Annotated in this window: 16 protein-coding genes; 7 read left to right on the forward strand and 9 right to left on the reverse strand. The window is 67.4% G+C overall.

Features of this window, described 5'->3' with window-relative positions:
- Nucleotides 1-83: 83 nt before the first annotated feature.
- Entirely contained in the window at nucleotides 84-449 is a 366-nt protein-coding gene (locus tag AB4Y92_RS14365; RefSeq protein WP_441820281.1) for a hypothetical protein, read from the forward strand.
- A gap of 211 nt (nucleotides 450-660) precedes the next feature.
- The gene (aqpZ, locus tag AB4Y92_RS14370; RefSeq protein ID WP_441820282.1) at nucleotides 661-1,374 is read left to right on the forward strand and encodes an aquaporin Z; all 714 of its coding nucleotides are present in this window, start codon (nucleotides 661-663) and stop codon (nucleotides 1,372-1,374) included.
- Nucleotides 1,375-1,462: 88 nt separating this feature from the next.
- Here the strand turns inward: aqpZ and AB4Y92_RS14375 are convergent, their stop codons facing one another.
- The 6 genes from AB4Y92_RS14375 to AB4Y92_RS14400 all read right to left on the reverse strand — a co-directional run bounded on the left by AB4Y92_RS14375 (nucleotide 1,463) and on the right by AB4Y92_RS14400 (nucleotide 7,700).
- Complete coding sequence (locus AB4Y92_RS14375; RefSeq protein ID WP_057942279.1) at nucleotides 1,463-1,723, reverse strand: hypothetical protein; 261 nt, start codon at nucleotides 1,721-1,723, stop codon at nucleotides 1,463-1,465.
- Nucleotides 1,724-1,973: 250 nt separating this feature from the next.
- Entirely contained in the window at nucleotides 1,974-2,828 is an 855-nt protein-coding gene (locus AB4Y92_RS14380) for a pirin family protein (protein ID WP_441820283.1), read from the reverse strand.
- Nucleotides 2,829-3,255: 427 nt separating this feature from the next.
- On the reverse strand, nucleotides 3,256-3,849 hold the full coding sequence (locus tag AB4Y92_RS14385; RefSeq protein ID WP_441820284.1) for a class I SAM-dependent methyltransferase: 594 nt from the start codon (nucleotides 3,847-3,849) through the stop codon (nucleotides 3,256-3,258).
- Between the two features lie 43 nt (nucleotides 3,850-3,892).
- Nucleotides 3,893-6,202 carry a bifunctional 23S rRNA (guanine(2069)-N(7))-methyltransferase RlmK/23S rRNA (guanine(2445)-N(2))-methyltransferase RlmL gene (gene rlmKL / locus AB4Y92_RS14390; RefSeq protein WP_441820285.1) on the reverse strand — a complete coding sequence of 770 codons (2,310 nt, stop codon included), beginning with the start codon at nucleotides 6,200-6,202 and terminating at the stop codon, nucleotides 3,893-3,895.
- Nucleotides 6,203-6,215: 13 nt separating this feature from the next.
- The gene (locus tag AB4Y92_RS14395; protein ID WP_441820418.1) at nucleotides 6,216-6,743 is read right to left on the reverse strand and encodes a hypothetical protein; all 528 of its coding nucleotides are present in this window, start codon (nucleotides 6,741-6,743) and stop codon (nucleotides 6,216-6,218) included.
- A gap of 444 nt (nucleotides 6,744-7,187) precedes the next feature.
- The gene (locus tag AB4Y92_RS14400) at nucleotides 7,188-7,700 is read right to left on the reverse strand and encodes an MOSC domain-containing protein (RefSeq protein WP_441820286.1); all 513 of its coding nucleotides are present in this window, start codon (nucleotides 7,698-7,700) and stop codon (nucleotides 7,188-7,190) included.
- A gap of 40 nt (nucleotides 7,701-7,740) precedes the next feature.
- Between AB4Y92_RS14400 and AB4Y92_RS14405 the strand changes: the two genes are divergently transcribed.
- The 4 genes from AB4Y92_RS14405 to AB4Y92_RS14420 all read left to right on the forward strand — a co-directional run bounded on the left by AB4Y92_RS14405 (nucleotide 7,741) and on the right by AB4Y92_RS14420 (nucleotide 11,852).
- The gene (locus tag AB4Y92_RS14405) at nucleotides 7,741-8,313 is read left to right on the forward strand and encodes an N-acetylmuramoyl-L-alanine amidase (protein ID WP_441820287.1); all 573 of its coding nucleotides are present in this window, start codon (nucleotides 7,741-7,743) and stop codon (nucleotides 8,311-8,313) included.
- A 313-nt stretch (nucleotides 8,314-8,626) separates the two neighbouring features.
- A complete protein-coding gene (locus AB4Y92_RS14410) occupies nucleotides 8,627-10,006 on the forward strand; it encodes a hypothetical protein (RefSeq protein ID WP_441820288.1) in 1,380 nt (459 codons plus the stop codon).
- A gap of 93 nt (nucleotides 10,007-10,099) precedes the next feature.
- Nucleotides 10,100-10,999, forward strand: a complete 900-nt coding sequence (tesB, locus tag AB4Y92_RS14415) for an acyl-CoA thioesterase II (RefSeq protein WP_441820289.1) — start codon at nucleotides 10,100-10,102, stop codon at nucleotides 10,997-10,999.
- A gap of 1 nt (nucleotide 11,000) precedes the next feature.
- Nucleotides 11,001-11,852, forward strand: coding sequence for a hypothetical protein (locus AB4Y92_RS14420; RefSeq protein ID WP_441820290.1), 852 nt, complete (start codon nucleotides 11,001-11,003; stop codon nucleotides 11,850-11,852).
- Between the two features lie 162 nt (nucleotides 11,853-12,014).
- On the opposite strand, the gene AB4Y92_RS14425 is transcribed toward AB4Y92_RS14420, so the two are convergent.
- Entirely contained in the window at nucleotides 12,015-12,599 is a 585-nt protein-coding gene (locus AB4Y92_RS14425; RefSeq protein WP_441820291.1) for a hypothetical protein, read from the reverse strand.
- Nucleotides 12,600-12,947: 348 nt separating this feature from the next.
- On the opposite strand from AB4Y92_RS14425, the gene AB4Y92_RS14430 reads away from it, so the two are divergent.
- Nucleotides 12,948-14,255, forward strand: a complete 1,308-nt coding sequence (locus tag AB4Y92_RS14430) for an RNA polymerase sigma factor (protein WP_441820292.1) — start codon at nucleotides 12,948-12,950, stop codon at nucleotides 14,253-14,255.
- A gap of 134 nt (nucleotides 14,256-14,389) precedes the next feature.
- Here AB4Y92_RS14430 and AB4Y92_RS14435 read toward each other — a convergent pair whose 3' ends face one another.
- Together AB4Y92_RS14435 and AB4Y92_RS14440 are read right to left on the reverse strand one after the other, a co-directional pair.
- Nucleotides 14,390-16,687 (reverse strand): prealbumin-like fold domain-containing protein, encoded by a 2,298-nt coding sequence (locus AB4Y92_RS14435; protein ID WP_441820293.1) that lies wholly within the window; start codon nucleotides 16,685-16,687, stop codon nucleotides 14,390-14,392.
- A gap of 600 nt (nucleotides 16,688-17,287) precedes the next feature.
- The gene (locus tag AB4Y92_RS14440; protein WP_441820294.1) at nucleotides 17,288-17,920 is read right to left on the reverse strand and encodes an EF-hand domain-containing protein; all 633 of its coding nucleotides are present in this window, start codon (nucleotides 17,918-17,920) and stop codon (nucleotides 17,288-17,290) included.
- Between the last annotated feature and the right edge of the window lie 172 nt (nucleotides 17,921-18,092).

An 18,092-nucleotide genomic window follows, 5' to 3' on the forward strand; every position in this document is an offset into this window, starting at 1 on the left:
ACCGCGCATTGCCGTGGCTGAGTTTTTTATTCGTTTTGTCCGCTAACGCACAACAGGCCGCACCAGCTCAGGGCAACTGTCCGATGCTGCCGGCCGACACCGGCTTGCGTTGGGAGTACCGGGGCAGCGCCGATTCGGACTTCTGCCGCGCCTTGCGTGCCGATGGGTCGGAGGCGTTCGGTCTCTACATCGCCAGCAAGTCGCCGTTCGAGCCCAAGCGCAGCGATCGCGCCGAAGCGGCCACCATCGACGGCAAGCCGATTCACTGGTATCGCGGCGAACTCGCCGGCAAGCCCAACGTGCAGGTCCGCGAGACTTTGCTGGAAGTGGGCAACGGCAAGATGGCGCACATCTGGATGCAAGCCAGTTCGCCGGAACAGTTGAAGGAGGTACTCGGCCAGACCGAGGGCCTGCGATTTCCTTCGACCCGATTGAGCGTCAACAAGTAACACGCCGCAAACGCAGCGATCACGCCCCCTGGGCGTGATCGCTTTTTGCTGTCTCGGCACATGATTTGTGATGGATTGCTCATTTTTAAAGAATCGGCCAGCATAAGAATGGCCTGGCTGAACAGGGTCGAGCTGCCCGGTTCCAATGCTGAACAGGGTGATCGTCGATCCGTAGGGCCTGCCTGCCCCACAACTCAAAAGGAAGACGATCATGATCAAGCGACTCGGTGCAGAGTTCATCGGTACGTTCTGGCTGGTGCTCGGCGGCTGCGGCAGCGCCGTGCTGGCGGCGAACTTCGGCGGTGCCGGCAATCCACTGGGCATCGGCCTGCTCGGCGTATCGCTGGCGTTCGGCCTGACCGTGTTGACCGGCGCTTTCGCGTTGGGGCACATCTCCGGCGGCCACTTCAATCCGGCGGTGAGCTTCGGCCTGTGGGCCGGCGGCCGTTTCCCGGCCAAGGACCTGTTGCCGTACATCGTCGCCCAGGTGCTCGGCGGCATCCTCGCCGGTTTCGTCCTGTTGCAGATCGCCAGCGGCACCGGCGCCTTCAGCATCGATCCCAACGCCGCCGGCACCTTCGCCAGCAACGGCTACGACTTGATGTCGCCGGGCGGTTATTCGCTGACCGCCGCGTTCCTGACCGAAGTGGTGATGACGGCGATGTTCCTGGTGATCATCCTCGGCGCCACGCACAAGAACGCACCGGCCGGCTTCGCGCCGATCGCCATCGGCCTGGGCCTGACCTTGATCCATCTGATCAGCATCCCGGTGACCAATACCTCGGTGAATCCGGCGCGCTCGACCGCGGTGGCCTTGTTCGCCGGCAGCGCCGCGATCGGCCAGCTGTGGCTGTTCTGGGTCGCGCCGATCATCGGCGGCCTGCTCGGCGGCGCGGTGTATCGCTGGCTCGGCAAGGACGACTGAACGTCCGCGCCGGGTAACGAAAAAGCCGCGCTGATGCGCGGCTTTTTCGTTGCGGCGGCCGGATCGCGCCGGCCGCCTCGCGCCGATTTCAGCGCGCGGTCCTCTGGCTCACCGCCGCTTCCGCCACTTCGATCGCGGTCTGCTGCAACTGCGCCGCCAGGCGCGTGTTGCCGACGCCTTCGGCGGCTTCGAGCATCTGGTACACCGCCTGCAGTTGCTTGATGCCGCGCGGCGGGACTTTCTTGAGTTTGCCGCCGACGATCACCCAGCCGCCGGCGCCATTGGCCACGCCGGCCGATACGAAGGTGGCGACGATGGTGAACTGCTTGGGATCGATTCTGGTAGCCATGTGCTTACGCTCCTTGTGGACGTGCGCCGCCGCTTGCGCGACGGCACGCGCGTCTTCGCCCGTCGCCGCGGGCTTGCAGCGATGATGCGTCTTGCGATAGCAAACAACGCGCGCGCCGCGCCGCCACGGCCATCGCCGGCACGATGCGCGCATGCAACATCGCCGGCGTGAGCGGACGAAACGCGGGAACGAAAACGCGAAGGCCACGCGTGAGCGTGGCCTTCAGTGTCGCTGCATCGACACGCTTGCTTCAGAACTTGCCTTCCTGGAAATCGACGAAAGCCTGCATCACTTCCTGCTTGGTGTTCATCACGAACGGGCCGTAGCGCGCGACCGGCTCGCGCAGCGGGCGCCCGGCGACCACGATCAAACGGCTGCCCTGTTTGGCATCGCGCAGCTTGAGCACGGAGCCGCCGGACAACACCGCCAGTTCCTGCGCGTCGAGCGCGCGCGCGTCCTCGCCGTCGCCGATTTCGATTCCGCCTTCGTAGACGTAAGCGAACGCGTTGTGGCCTTCGGGCAGTTCGTACTCCCAGCCCGCGCCGGCCTCCAGGGCGATGTCGAGATACACCGGATCGGTCGCCGGCTGCGCGATCGGGCCGCGCAAATCGCCGATGCGGCCGGCGATCAGCTTGACCTGCACACCGTCGGCCGGGCGCAGCTGCACGATGCGATCGGGCGCGAACTCCTGGTACTTGGGCTCGGTCATCTTCTCGCGCGCCGGCAGATTGACCCACAGCTGGAAGCCGCGCATGCGCCCTTCTTCCTGCTCGGGCATTTCCGAGTGCACCAGGCCGCGGCCGGCGGTCATCCACTGCACGCTGCCGGGCACGAGCACGCCTTCGTTGCCGTGGTTGTCCTTGTGGCGCATGCGGCCGTCGAGCATGTAGGTGACGGTTTCGAACCCGCGGTGCGGATGCTCCGGGAACCCTGCGAGGTAGTCCTCGGGTCGGTCGGTGCCGAATTCGTCGAGCAGCAGGAACGGGTCCAGGTCGGGCAGCTGTTGCCCGCCGATGACGCGGGTCAGGCGGACCCCGGCGCCGTCGGATGTGGGCTGTCCGCGCAGCTTGCGGCCGACGCGGGCGTAAGCGGTGGGGGTGGCCATGATCCTCTCTCCAATGGGTACGCCGGATTGGCGATGGGCATAGGATCGCATCACATTTTCAGAACGATAGTGTTCGCAGCGCAATCATCTATTACACCAATAGAACGATGGCCGGCGTTCTCGCGCCTGCGTTTCGGCACCGGGGTCCGTGCCCGGTTCCGGACCGCCCGCCACCGCTTTTGACTCCCTCTCCCGCTTGCGGGGTGAGCGGGCGCGGCTTGCGAGCGCCTTGGCTCGCGCGTCCGAGAACGCCCAAACGCGGAGCGTTTGAGCTGGGGCGGGCTGGGGTGAGGGCACGCGGACTCTCAGGAGTGATCGCGCCGGCTGGAACCGCCCTCACCCTACCCTCTCCCGCAAGCGGGAGAGGGAAAGCAGCGCCTGGGCTTGAAGGGGAAGTCGGCGCGTTCGCGCAACCGACTTCGCAAACTCAGCGTCGCACCCGGCTGTAGACGTACACCGTCGCCGGCGGCACGTTGCGCAGCACGAAATCGCCGCGCCGCACCTGCAGGCGCAGCGAACGCGCGACCGCGTCGGCGACCGGCGCGGCCGGGCCGTAGGTGAACTGCACGAACACGCCGTCCTCGCGCAGGCATTCGAACGCCGCGCCGAGGATGTCGCGCTGCAAGGGATGCGGCATGGTCAACAGGCCCAGGCCGGAGACGATCGCATCGGCCTTGCCGGCGTCCAGATAGCCCTGCTCGCGCGCGAGCTTCGGCAGCAGCCGCGCGTCGCCCAGCAGCACCGGCACGCGCGGGAAACGCATGTGCAGATGCGCATGCAGTTCTTCGTTGAGCTCCAGCACCAGCAGGTCTTCGTCGCGCACGCCGGCGTCGAGCAAGGCGCGGGTGATGGCGCCGGTGCCGCCGCCCAGTTCGATCACCCGCTGCACGTCGTCGGGCAGTTCGGCGATCATCGCCGCGGCCAGTTCGGCGCTGGACGGCGCCACCGCCGCCACCCGCAGCGGGTTCTTCAGCCATTGGCGGAAGAAGGTCCAGGTCCCGGGCTTGCGATGCGACTTCATGCGCGAGGTCCCGCGCCGCGGCCGCCGATCGGATCGACGGTCATCAGCGCGGCTCCAGCCGCCAGCAGCGGTGGATGCGCGCGTCTCGCTCGAAGTCCGGCGGAATCGTCTGCGCGCTGATGTCCTCGCAACGGGCGAACTGCGCGATCGCATCGGTGTCCAGGCGGAAACGGCGGAAGTTGTTCGAGAAATACAGCACGCCGTTGTCGGCCAGGCGCGCGACCGCCGCGCGCAGCAGGCGCACGTGTTCGCGCTGGATGTCGAAGTCGTCGGCGCGCGCGGAATTGGAGAAGGTCGGCGGATCGCAGAAGATCAGATCGTAGCGGCCGCGATCGGCTTCCAGCCACTGCATCGCATCGGCCTGCGCCAGCCGGTGCTGGGCGCCGCCCAGGCCGTTCTCGCGCAGATTGTCCGAACACCACTGCAGGTAGGTCGCGGACAGATCCACCGTGGTGGTTTCCTGCGCGCCGCCGACCGCGGCATGCACGGTCGCCGCGCCCGTGTAGCCGAACAGGTTGAGGAAACGCCGGCCGCGCGATTCTTCCGCGATGCGCAGGCGCATCGGCCGATGATCGAGGAACAGGCCGGTGTCGAGGTAATCGAAAGGATTCACCCGCAAGCGCGCGGCGCCTTCGCGCACGACCACGAATTCGCCGCGCTGATCGAGCTGTCCGTACTTGCTGCCGCCCTTGCCGCGGCTGCGGGTTTTCACCGCCAGACGCTCGCGCGGCACTTCGAATACTTCGCGCGCCGCAGCCAGCAGCTCGTTGAGGCGGCGGCGCTGATCGGCTTCCGGGATATCGGCGGGCGCGGCGTATTCCTGCACGTGCAGCCAGGTGCGCGGCTGCGCTTCGTCGCTGAGGTAGACGTCGATGGCGGCGGAGTATTCGGGCAGATCGGCGTCGTAGGCGCGGAAACACGTCACCGCTTCGCGCTGGCGCCAGTTCTTGAGCTTGCGCAGATTCTTGCGCAGGCGATTGGCGACCATCTGCGCGCCTTCGCTCAGCGGCTGCGGCGCGGCGTCCTCGGCCTTGGCTTTCTGCTCGGCGTGGCCGATGCGGGCGATGGGATCGCAGACGATCAGCGCGCATTCGATCGCGCCGTTGAACACCTGGTATTTCTTGCTCGCGCGCAGGCCGGTGGCTTGGGCCAGGGCCGGGTCGCCGCACAGCAGGCTGGCGCGCCAGGACGGGACTATGCGCTTGAGTGCGTCGCCCAGAGCGCGGTAGAGCGCGGCGTCGGCGGCGAGGCGGGCGTCGTAGGGTGGGTTGCAGACGACGAGTCCGGGAGTGTCCCCGTTCGTATCGGAACTTGCGGAGGTTTCAGACGGCGCATCCGTTTCAACACCGTCATTCCCGCGAACGCGGGAATCCAGTGCCTTGTCGCTATCCGACACTAAAGTCGCTGGGTTCCCGCCTTCGCGGGAATGACGGTCCTGTGCAAGCGACAAAGACTGCAGCGACTCGACGCTCGCCACACTCCACTCGATCGCCCCGGCCAGCCCCGCCATCGCCTCGTTCTCGCGCGCGGCGCGAATCGCATGCGGATCGATATCGCTGCCGGCGAACGCCGGACGCAGCGCGGCCAGTCCGGCGAACTCGCGCGCGCGCGCGGCCTCGCATTGCGCGCGCCAGCCGGCGAAATCGAAACCGCGCCAGCGCGTCGGCGGCAGGTTGCCGTGACGCAACAGGCCCGGCGCGACGTCGGCGGCCATCAGCGCGCCTTCGATCAGCAAAGTGCCGCTGCCGCACATCGGATCCAACAACGATCCGCCCTGCGCATAAACCTTCGGCCACTGCCCGCGCAGCAATACCGCGGCGGCCAGATTTTCCTTCAGCGGCGCTTCGCCCTGCTTCTGCCGCCAACCGCGGCGATGCAGTGGACCACCGCCCAGATCGATCGAGACGATCGCCTTGCCCTTGCGCACGACCAGATTCAAACGCAGGTCCGGCGTTTCGGTGTCCACATCGGGCCGCGCGCCGGTGCGCGCGCGCATCACATCGACCACCGCGTCCTTGACCCGCTGCGCGGCGTAGCGCGCGTGGGTGATCGCCTCGCCGGAGACGTGCGCATCCACGGCCAGCGTGTGCACGCTCTCCATGTGCGACGGCCAATCCAGCGCGGCGACGCCGGCGTACAGCGCGTGTTCGTCGGGGCAGTCGAACTCGGCGATCGGCCACAGCACGCGGCTGGCCAGACGCGACCACAGCACCGCGTGCTGGGCGTCGGCGAGGCTGCCTTCGACGTTGGCGCCGGCGGTGGCGGCGGTGGCGCGCTGGCAACCCAGCGCGACCAGTTCGTCGGCCAACAGGTATTCCAGGCCCTTGCCGCAACTTGCGTAGAACTTGCTCATGCGAATGTGTTACTCACAGACTTTGCAGCAGACGCGAAAAGGCGTCGGCGCTGCCTTCCACGTGCGCGGAGAGGCGATGGCTGTCGTCGACCAGGAGCAAGCGCGCGCGGCGCGGATAAGCCCAGGCGACGACGTCGGCGGCGGGGATCAGTTCGTCGTCCCAGCCATGAATGATGCTGATCGGCACGTCGGCAGCCTGCAGCCTGGGCGCGGGGCCCATCGCGATCGGCGGCGCCATCAGGAACATGCCGGCGGGTTTGACTTGCAGCGACACCGCGCCGGAGATGTACGCGCCAAGACTGGAACCGGCCAGCACCAACGGCCCGCGTTCGGCCGCCGCGCGCGCCAATCCGAGCAGGCGCTCGATGCGCGCGTAGACGTCGCCCAGATCGCTGATCTCGCGCTTGGCGTCCAGATCGCTGTAATCCGGGCGCTCATGCGTCCAGCCATGGCGTTGCGCGACTTCGGCCAAGGCGGTGACCTTGGTGGCGTCGGGGCCGCTTTCGAAGCCATGAGAGAGAATGCAATGTCCTGGGGCGATCATCTTAGAGCCGAGGTGTAGTAGTAGCAGATCACTTCGAAATTCCAGAGATGCAATGTCCTGGAGCGATCATCTTAGAACCGAGGTGTAGTAGGAGCAGGTCGCTTCGAAACTCCAGAGATGCAATGGTCTGGAGTGATCATCTTTGAGCCGAGGTGAAACAGTCGCAGATCACTGCGAAAATCCGAAAACAAACCCGCGGCAGCGATCATTTCCAAACCGCGCCATCGTCGAATCACAACCCATCAAGCGCACCGAACCCAGCATCTCCCGCCGAATCCGCGTGTCAAATGAACATCCGGTAATGTGGGATCGCCTCACCGATGCGAAGCGGGCGGTATCGCGCGGCGAACATGCGATCAACGGAGGCGAACCTTCATCCATCGCCGCGGCATCGCACCACCGGGCCGCGCGCGGATGCGGCTGCGCGCGCCGATCGGCGGCTCAATCGGCAGGCGCATCGATCACCGGGATCAGCGCGTCGCCGCGCCGGATCGCGCCGCCTTCGACGATCCGCGCGCACAGGCCGCCATGGCCGCGCATCGCGTTGTAACCGCCCGGGCCCAACGCGGCTTCCATCATCGAACACGGGTCGCATTCTTCCGTGGTTTCCAGCAACGCCTCGCCCAGACGAAAACGCCGGCCCTTGAGCGCGATCAGCGGCAGGCCCGAGACCACGATATTGCGGCGCACACGCGCCGGCTCCACCGCGTCCAGCCCGGCCAGGGCCGCGATCACCGGCAGGTGTTCGGCCTGGATCAGGGTGATGCCGCGCTTGCCGCTGCCGCCGGCATAGCGATCGCCGTCCAGACCGGCGCCGGCCACGGCGACCACTTCGTCCAGCGCCTGCATCGCCACCCCGCGCGCCGGGCGCACGCCGATCCACTCGACCCGGCCGGGCCTGGGCAGCGTGGCCATCAGCTTTCCTAGCGCCGAATCGGCGGGCGGCAGGGTCATATCGGGCTCCGTGTGAGGCCGAATGGTAGCATCCGCAGGCATGCCGCCCCTGAACCTCACGCCCGCCCCGTTGCCCTATGAAACCCGGCTGCAGGCGCGCGATCCCGCCTCCATCGACCTGGTGGTGATCCACTGCACCGAGCTGCCGGACCTGGCCACCGCGCGCGAATACGGCGAGCGGGTGCTGTACGCCGAATCGGGCACCGGCAACAGCGGCCACTACTACATCGACCGCGACGGTTCGGTCTTGCGCTACATCGGCGAGGAACGCATCGCCCATCACGTGCGCGGCTACAACCCGCGCTCGATCGGGATCGAGCTGGTCAATACCGGGCGTTATCCGCATTGGCTGGATTCGCGCCATCAGGCCATGAACGAGGATTACACCGCGGCGCAGATCGATGCGCTGATCGCCTTGTTGAACGATCTGGCCCGGCGCCTGCCCTCGCTGCGCCTCATCGCCGGGCATGAGGATCTGGACACCACCCAAGTGGAAGCCGACGACGATCCGGGCGTGCTGGTGCAACGCAAGCTCGATCCGGGACCGTGGTTTCCGTGGGCTCGGGTGTTGGCGGCTTGCCCGCTCGAGCGGATGCGGCCACAGGCCGGCTGACGACGTCCGTCGGCGTCGAAGAAGGCCCGCGTCCAAACAGCGACACCCAAAGCCGGGACGCTGATCACCTGCGCACGTCTTAAGGCCGCATCGCAGCGGCCGCGTGCAAACAGATGATCCTTTTCGCCCCCACTCTGCGAGAAAGGAACAAGCGGCTCAGCCGGCGCAAATGCGTCGCCACCGCCCGCGACAATCCCGTGCGCTGCGTCGCAGCCGGCGCGTCGGGACCGTTGCACAGTCCGGCTTGCCTCGCGCAGCAAGTGTCTGCGCCGAGCGCATTCCGCTCATGGCCCTCTCGTTCAAGGACGCTCTCATGACACGCTCGATTCCATTCGCGCTCGCTCTCGCGTTTCCGTTCGCGGCCAGCGCCGCCGCGGACACCGTGCAGATCAGGTTAGTCAGTCACGCCTACGCCAATCCCAACGCCTCGCGCAACGCCGAATATCCGGCCATCAGCGCCAATGGCCGCCATGTCGCCTTCGTCTCGCCGGCCAACGATCTCACTGCCCAGCCCGACACCAACCTCTACAGCGACGTGTTCGTCAAAGACCTCGCATGCGGCAGCGTGGAGCGGGTCAGCGATGCCTGGAACGGCGCACAGGCGACCAAGTCCACCTACGAAGGACCGTCGATCAGCGGCGACGGCCGCTACGTGGCATTCGCGTCCTGGGCCGATCTGATGCCCGACGACCCGAACCTCGGCCGTCCCGACGTGTTTTTGTTCGATCGCAGCACCCGCATGCTCAGGCGCATCGGCCCGCCCGCCGCGCTGCCTGCATCCGATGTCGAATACAACAAGAACGCGTACTCCGGCAGTCCTTCGGTCAGCGCGGACGGCCGTTTCGTGGCCTTCCATTCCAACTATCGCGGCTTGGTCGCCGGCCCCAGCAACACCAGCGCTCAGGTCTATCTGTACGAAATCGCCACCGGCACCTTCGTGCGCCTGAGCAATCGCGTCGATGGCGGATTGCCCTCGGGCAGCAACCTGTATCCCCGGATCAGCGCGGACGGCAATCGCGTCGTGTTCCTGAGCTCGTCGTCCGATCTGATTCCCAATCCTGTACGCGGCTCGCCGCATGCCTATGTCTACGACCGCACAACCGGCACCTCCGATCTGGTCGATCGCGCTCCAGGCGCGCTGCCGCCCAACGGCGCCACGGTCGGCAGCAACGGTCGGCCGAAGCCGGAAAGCGAGCCGCAAATGGCGATCAGCGCCGACGGCCGCTATGTCGCCTTCTCCAGCAACGCCACCGATCTGCTGCCGGAGGTCGGCAACGCAAGCCAATGGAATGTCTTCGTTCGCGATACCTGGACGCAGACTCTGACCGCGGTGCGATTGAACGACATCAATCACTGGGGGCGCATGCCCGCGCTGGATGCTTCCGGCAGGAAACTGGTCTACACCTCGCAGAACATGGACTACCAGAGCGGCGACGCCTTCACCGGTCTGTACCGGCGCGACCTGGACGGCGGCGCCTCGAGCCTGCTCACCTCGGGCTACAACCCGGGCGGCCGGGCCATCCCGGAGAACGGACAGAGCCAGCGTGCTTCGTCCAGCGCCGACGGGCTGCGCGTGGCGTTCGATTCGTGGTCGTCGAACCTGCTGCCGGGCATCACCTCCGGCGGCGTGTACGTCGCCGACATCACCCCGGGCGAAGGCCCCGGGTCTCTGCCTTCGACCTGCGTCCGCTGAACGCCGGCAAGGGCGCGGACCGCCGCGCCCTTGCTCCGCCAAGCCGCCGCGCGCCCTTCGCTATACTGCCGGCCTCGTTTTCCGGGCCCGCCCATGACCTCCTCCCCCGTCTCCGAACTGATCGAACTGCTGTCGCTGGAGCGGCTGGAGGACAATCTGTTCCGCGGCCAAAGCCGCGATATCGGCACCAAATACGTGTTCGGCGGGCAGGTCCTGGGCCAGGCGCTGTCGGCGGCGCAGGCCACTCTGGACACCGCGCGCGCGGCGCATTCGCTGCATGCGTATTTCCTCAAGGCCGGCGACATCGAGGCGCCGATCGTCTATCAGGCCGACCGCACCCGCGACGGCGGCAGTTTCTCGGTGCGCCGGGTCACCGCGATCCAGCACGGCCAGCCGATCTTCTTCCTCGCCGCGTCCTTCCACGAGGACCAGGACGGCGCCGAGCACCAGCTGTCGATGCCGGAAGTGCCCAAACCGGAGGACATCGAACCGGCGGCGGCGGTGCCGGCCGAGGTCATGGCCACGCTGCCGAACAAGGTGCAGCGCTGGCTGTCGCGGCAGGGGCCGTTCGAATTCCGCCATGTGTATCCGCGCGATGAGCTCAATCCGCCCAAGCGCCCGCCCTTCCAGCAGGTGTGGTTCCGCCTGAGCGAGCCGGTCGGCGACGCGCCGGAGCTGCATCGCGCGCTGCTGGCCTATGCCTCGGATTTCCATCTGCTGGGCACTACGACCTTTCCGCACGGCATCAGCTACTACCAGCCCAACGTGCAGATGGCCTCGCTCGATCACGCGCTGTGGTTCCACCGCCCCTTCCGCGCCGACGACTGGCTGCTGTATTCGATCGACAGCCCCAGCGCGCACGGCGCGCGCGGGCTGGCGCGCGGGCAGATTTTCGACCGCCACGGCCATCTGGTGGCTAGCAGCACACAGGAAGGCTTGATCCGCGTGGTCAAGGATCAAGCCGCGGCCGGCGCAGTGCCGGCGAAGGAATGACATGAGGCAGGTTTTCAGCAGTCCGCGTCTGGAAAACGTCGAAGGCGTGGCGCAGTTGCTGCGCGATGCCGGGATCGAAATCCGGGTCACCAACGACCGCTCCTACAAAGGCAACCGGCGTTCGAGTTTCAGCTATCGCGAACAACCCGGCGAACGCCCGACGGTGTGGGTGATCCGTTCGGAAGACCAACTGCGCGCGCGCGATCTGTTGCGCGAAGCCGGCTTGATCGACAGCACCCGCGGCGAACAGGCGACGCAGGCGCCGTATCGTTTCCGCTCCGATGTCGATGCCAGCCGCATGCCGTCGGACAAGCGCGCGCTGCGGATCAAGGTCGGCCTGCTGGTGTGCATCGCGGTGGTGCTGGGCCTGGCCTTGTTCCAGGGGCTGCGCAACCGTCCGGCGCCCGCGGTGCCGGTCGATCCGGCCGAGGCCGCGCTGGCGACGCACAAGTTCGACGGCGGCGTCGCGGCGACGCCCGAAGCGCTGGCGCAGACGGTGTTCGCGCAGCAGTTGGCGGAAGCCGACCAGACCACCCAGTGCCTGCGCGTGGACCGCCGCGACGCGCCGCGCAAACTGCTGAACGCCCTCGCCCGCAACGGCCTGCGCCTGCTGCCCTACAGCCAGTGCGTCGAAGTCGCCGACGAAGACAAGGGCAGCATCGCCCGCGACGGCGCGCCGGCCGAGCTGATCGAGGTGCATGCGTTCCGTCCGACCTCGAAAGACGCCGGCACGATCGAATATTCGGCCTACCACCACCGTCTGGCCGCGGCCTACAAGACCCTGGAGGTCAAGCGGGTCGGCGGCAAGTGGACGGTGGTGAAGACGGTGAAGACCGTGCGCTCGATGGGCTGAGCGCACGCGCGGCGGAACCCATCGCGAACCGAAGTTTCGCCGCGGCAATCCGGCCGCGAAGATCGCGGCCGGATTGTTTTGGAAGCTGCCGCCGCAGTCGCGCGGCTTCAATCGCGACGTAGCCGCTTTACCGGCTCGACCGGCGCGCTGAGCGCAGGCCGATCACGAGCGTCCGATCACTCTGCCGTTGACCACCAGTGTGGCCTGGGTTTCCGTGCAGATGCGGCCCGACATATCTGCGCTCCAGTCCGGCGAAATCCGCCTCATTGCCACGACCAGCAAGCAACCCAGCGAATCGTTGCTCGCTACCAGCCCTTGCAGCGGCGCGGTCTCGCCCGGCCTGAGCTTGCGGGTGATGGGCATGACGAACACCTTTCCAGCCGGAGGCAGCCTGATTCCGTCGAACGAGGTCACGAAAAAAATCTCGTTGATGGCGCCATTGGATTCGGCGCAGCTTACCCAAGGCCCTTGCTCTCGCGGATAGCGCCACCCCCTTAAGCGCTTGTCGTAAACGACAGACTCGCAGCCCAGTTCGTCGTTGGAGATCACCAGATGGCTCTGCGTCGTGGAACCGGAGCCATCGCGCACGACTCGCTGCAAAAGCTGGACGTAGAGGCCTTCATAGGCTTGGGAAATGGGCGTCGTGGCCGGGACGACGATCGGGTCGCTATCTGCGGCCGGCGCCGACGCCGGTGCCAGCACGAGCACCGACAGCAGCGCCGAGGCAAGAAACGATTTCGCGGTCATGGAAGTTTTCCTGTAGTGATCCGATTAGACGGCCGCGGCGATGCAGCCGCCGCCTTCGCGCGTCGGCGAAGGCGGATCATTTACTCGCAAACCCGGCTCTCCCGGCATCGGCCGCCCCGCCCGGAGCGAGCGATTTTCGCCAAGGCCATCGCAGTGCGCCGGTTTTCGTATTCGTCCTATCCCCGCGCGGCGGTTCCGGCACCCTCGCCCGCGGCGGCATGGGCCGGTCACATCCGCCGCCACGCGCCGTCATGGTTCACAGACCTCGCCCGATGCCGCACCAGGAACCGCACATATGCGCTACCGTCCCGATCTCCGCCACCGCCCCTCGGCCGGACACTGCGCGCGATGAACGCCGAAGCCCTCAACTCGCTGATCGGCCACGACCTGCCGGCGGCGGCGCGCGGCGACACCGCGGCGTATTCGCGCATCGTCGGTGCCTGCCAGAACTCGGTCACCGCCATCGCCCTGGCGATGGTGCGCGACGTCCACGCCAGCGAGGACATCGCCCAGGAGGCCTTCCTCAACGCCTGGCAGAACATCCGCAAGCTGCAGAACCCGTCCAGCTTCCTGCCGTGGCTGCGCCAGATCACCCGCAATCTGGCACGCGACCATCTGCGCGCGCGCCAGCGCCTGCCGCGCGGCGTGGACGACATGGAAGCGGCGATCGCCTCGGCCGCCGATCCGCAGCCCAGCGCGATCGAGCGCCTGATCGAAGGCGAACGCGCGCAAGTCGCCGCCGAGCTGATCTCGGCCCTGCCCGACGAAAGCCGCGAGGTGCTGTTGCTGTACTACCGCGAAGGCCAGAGTTCGCAGCAGGTCGCCGCCCTGCTCGGCCTCAGCGACGCCGCCGTGCGCAAGCGCCTGTCGCGCGCGCGCAGCAGCGTGCGCGAGGAACTCATGGACCGCTTCGCCGCCTTCGCCACCGCCAGCGCGCCGACGGTCGGCTTCACCACGATGGTCGCCAGCGCGCTGGGCGTGATCACGCCCAGCGCAACCAGCGCGGCGATCCTGGGCGCCGGTTCGCTAGGCTCGGGTCTGGCCAGCAAGCTCGGCGCCGGCGGCATGGGCGCGGCCGGCGCATCGGGCGGCGTGCTCGGTGGAATGCTGGCCTTCTTCGCCGAACGCGTGCTGTCGCCGATGTCGCAGGCGATCGGCGGCGATCCGATCGACGGCGCCTCGCTGAGCGCGCGCATCCACCTGCTGTCGCAGTACACCGGCGCCTACGGCCTGAGCGGCGTGATCGGCGGCATCGTCGGCGGCGCGGTGACGATGATGCTGATGAACCGCTATCTGATGTCCTACGCCGGCAACGACGCCGAACGCCGCGCGATCCGCCGCATGATCCGGATGGTCTCGATCAGCGGCGCGGCGATGGCGGCCTCAGTCCTGGTCAGCCTGGAGGCCAGCCGCGGCTGGGTGCTGCCGGTCGCGTGCACCGCGCTCACCGTGGCGGTCACCACCTGGCAATGGCTGACCTACATACCGCGCGCGCTGGCGCCGAGCGTCGAGCGCATCCGCCGCAACCACGGCTACGACCCGCGCGACAGCTGCGCCTACCGTTGGCTGGTCGGACCGCAGGCGCTGGTCTACAGCATGGTGATTCTGGTCGCGGCGATGGCTTTCATCCTCTGGCGCGAAGGCCGCTTCGGCTGATCGCGGCTTCGCTGCCGCGCGCATCGCAAAAACCACGCCGCGGCGGCGTCCCCTGGCCCGCCGCCGCGGCGTGGCGCGCCCCCGCGCCTTGCTCTGCTCCCCGATTGCACACGCACCGCCCGCCGCGAATCCGATCAAGGCGGCGGATAAGCCTCCGGCGCCGGGGCGAAGTTCACCGGCACCGTGATCGTCGCGCTCGCGCCGCTGACCAGATCCACGCTCAGATTCACCGCCGCGCCGCCGATCGCGCCGCCGCTGGCCGGCGTGCACGCGCCGGTGCCGGCGCTGATCGCGCAGCTCCAGACCGCGGCGAGGGTGGCGCCGTTGGGCAGGTTGTCCTCTATCAAAGCACCGCTGACCGGATCGGGCCCGTCGTTGCGCACGGTGATGGTGTAGCTGGCCGCGCCGCCGGGCGTATAGCTGGCGCTGCCGTCGTCCTTGGTAATCGACAAGGCCGCCTGATTGCGGCTGTTGGTGAAGGTGCAGGTCAGCAGGTCGTCGGCGACCAGGCTCGCGGCGGGAATCGTGTAGACCGTGCCCGCCAGCGTGCCGACGACGCTGCCGCCGGCATTGCGGCAGACCGCGGCGCTGAGGCTGTAGCCGGCCGCCAGCGCGGTCTCGGCGATTGTCACGTCGGTGCCCAGGCTGCTCACCGTGTACGGCTGCAGGCCGGCACTGTTGCTGTCGCCATCGACCTGCACCGGCGTTCCCGCGGTCACCGTGGTGACGGTGCCGGCGGCCTGCGCGGTGTTGCTCAGGGTGAAGCCGAAACTGTCCACGCCGCGCAGGCTGATCTTGTTGAGCGCGATCCGCGGCAACGCGGCGACGACATTGCGCGTGGGCTGATCGCCGGGCGTGGCGAAATCGGCGTCGGACACGTCGAGCAGGTTGTCGCCCATGGTCGCGGCGCGATGCGCCACGCTGGCGGTGTTGTTGATCACCGTGCCGGCGGCGGTCCCGGCGTTGACCCGCACGCGAAAGCGCAGGCTGAAACTCTCGCCCGGCGCGATGGTGCCGCCGTTCGCGCCGTTGGCGCCGGTGCCCAGGCGGAACACCACGCGATTGTTGGCCGCATCGAATTCGGCCTGATCGTCGCCGGCGGCATCGCTCTTGCCACCGGCGTTGGCGCCGCTGACGATGCTCAGACTGCCCGGCTCGAAGGTGGTGTTGGCCGGAATCGCATCGGTCAGCACGCTCTGCAGCGACGCGTCGCTGCCGATGTTCTGGCTGGCGATGGTGAATTCGAGCAATTCGCCCGGCAGCAGGCTGCCGCCGTTGATATCGGTCGAACTCTTGAGCAGTTGATCCTTGAGATTGGGCCGCGACACGTCGGTGGCGCGGCTGATCATGCCGAAGATCAACACCTCATCGCTGCTGCCGCGCGCGCGGATCAGCGCCGAGGTCGCGCTGTTGGGCAAGGGCACGTTGGGCGGCGTGAAATCCAGATCCATGCCCAGCGTGTCCGCATAGTTGGGCGTGCGCGCGGTGAGCAGTGCGCCGTTGCGGCTGATCGTGCTGTTCCAGAAGTTGTTGACCGGATTGACCGCGTTGAACACATTGCTGAGCGTGGCCACGTTGCGGCCGTACTGCAGGCCGGCGCTGCCGTCGACGGTGGCGTCGCCGTCCCAGCCGAGCAGTCCCAGGGTGGTGTTGACCGGCCCGCTGGCCGGCGTGACGAAGCCGCTGAAGGCGATATCCACCGGCACCGAGGCGTCGCTGGCGCTGAGCAGGCCGTCGTAGATGTTGAGGTTGCGCGTCGCGGTCTGGGCCGGATCGCGATACGCCACGACCAGCGCCCATCCGCCCCAACTGCTGCCGCCCGAGCCGAGAGCGCGCGGCGTGGTCTGCACGTTGGCGACGGTGTAGGCGCCGTTGCCGGCGGCGCGCACCAGCGCGGTGACATCGTCGAATCCCTGGTAGGCCGAGTCGCCGAACGCGCCGGCGGAATTGGTCAGCAGTTCGTCGGCGCTGAGCGCGCTGTAGGCCGCCGCGCCCGGTGTGCGCAGCCGCACCGCGTTGCGCGACAACGACGCGCTGACGCCGCTCCAGTACAGACCGGCGAACAACACGGTCGAGCCGGCCGGCAAGGCCAGGGTGGCGCTGCTGGAGTTGAAGGTGGTCGCATCGGTATCGACATCGACGTAGACCATCGCGATGGCCGGGTCCTGGTTCACCACGGTCCCGCTGCCGTTGCGCGCCTGCGCGCACAGAGCCGCGTTGCCGCCGCAATGCAGATTGATGTTGCCGATGCCGACGATGTCGCCGTTGGTCGCCGGGTTCTGATAACGCGGGGCGAAAGCGCGATCGGCGCGGGCCTGCGGCGCCAGCAGCGACCCGCACAAGGCCAGCATCGCGATGAGGCCGGCGCGGCGCCAGACCGGCAGGCGATCTGGTCTTGCGGAACACTCATTCCCTGTGTGCCACGGCGCCATGGTGCATTCCCCTTATGCAACATCTTGGCATCACGATTTTGCGATGCCACGGCACCACTCTTATCCGCAAAACATAGAAAACAAAAGCCTGTGCACGGCCGTTTTCGAAAATAAAATAGTTGTCCGCACTAAGCGTGTACGAAGTACACACTAAGTAAGTAGTAACGATGCAAAAGTCGCGGATATGCCTTCAATCGCGGGGATTTACGCGCCGTCACGTCCGGCATCGAAACGGGTTGCGCGCGAAATCGCGCCGGCATCGCGAGGACTATTCCGCAAAATTGGTGCGTAACTATCGACCAGAACGCGCCAATACGCACATGTCGAAATCGATGACACCGACGCGCTCGCGCCGCTCGGCATCGACCACAAAAAAAGGCGCACATCAGTGCGCCCGCTAGGGGAAAACAAGCACACGCCTCAGTATGCTTGTTCCGGAAAATCCGGCGCGTCGGCTTGTGCTGTCATCGCCGACTTGCGCCTGGGTTCGTTGCCTGTAACTGCCTCGGACACCGGACGGGCGCTCCCGGCCTGCATCCGCGCCATTCGTCCGGCATGCGCCGCGCCGGGTTCCGGCGCGGTTAAACCGATCGCCCGCGCTTAGTGATGCGGGCCCGGCTTGAGGTCGGCCTTGGTCAGGAAACCGTCGCGATCCTCATCGAGGAACGCGAACTCGCTCGCCAGGCGCGGCATCTTTTCCTGCACTTCCAGCTTGCTCAGCTTGCCGTCGTGATTGAGATCGGCCTGAGCGAACTTCTCGTCGAAACGCTTGGCGCGCTCGGCTTCGCGCTTGGGACGCTCGCGTTCGAAGTAACCGCGCAGTTCGCTGCGCACGATGTAGCCGTCGTGGTTGGCGTCGATCTGGGTGAAGGACTCGCTCAACCGCGGCGACTTGGCGGCCTCGGCCTTGCTGATTCGTCCGTCGCCGTCGCTGTCGAGCTTGGCCGCGCCGCCCGGACCGCCGCGATGGCCGCCGTGCTCGCGTCCGCCGCGACGCTGCGGGCGTTCGCTGGCATCGAGCTTGCCGTCGTGGTTCTTGTCGAGCGTGTCGAAGTGCTCGGCCAGGCGCGGGAACTTGGAAGCTTCCTCGCGCGTGATCACGCCGTCCTGGTTGGTGTCGATCTTCATGCGCGGGCGCTGCTGCGAAGCGGCGTCGTCCTGCGGCGCCGCGATGGCCGCACCGGCGAACATGGCCGCGGCCAGCGCGGCGACATAGAAGGGGGAACGGTTCATGCGTTGACTCCTGCGGTCGGTGCCACCGTGGCGCCGATGTCCGGATCAACGCCCTGGCCACGTGGCGGTTGACAAGGCGGTGGGAATATTCATCGCCGCGACAGGCGCGGTGAACGCCGGGTTCACCCCGCCGCCTGCCTTTCCGCCCCGATCGCCGAAACCGGAGCCGCCT

This window comes from Lysobacter sp. TAB13, from assembly GCF_052113885.1.
Classification (GTDB): domain Bacteria; phylum Pseudomonadota; class Gammaproteobacteria; order Xanthomonadales; family Xanthomonadaceae; genus Lysobacter; species Lysobacter gummosus.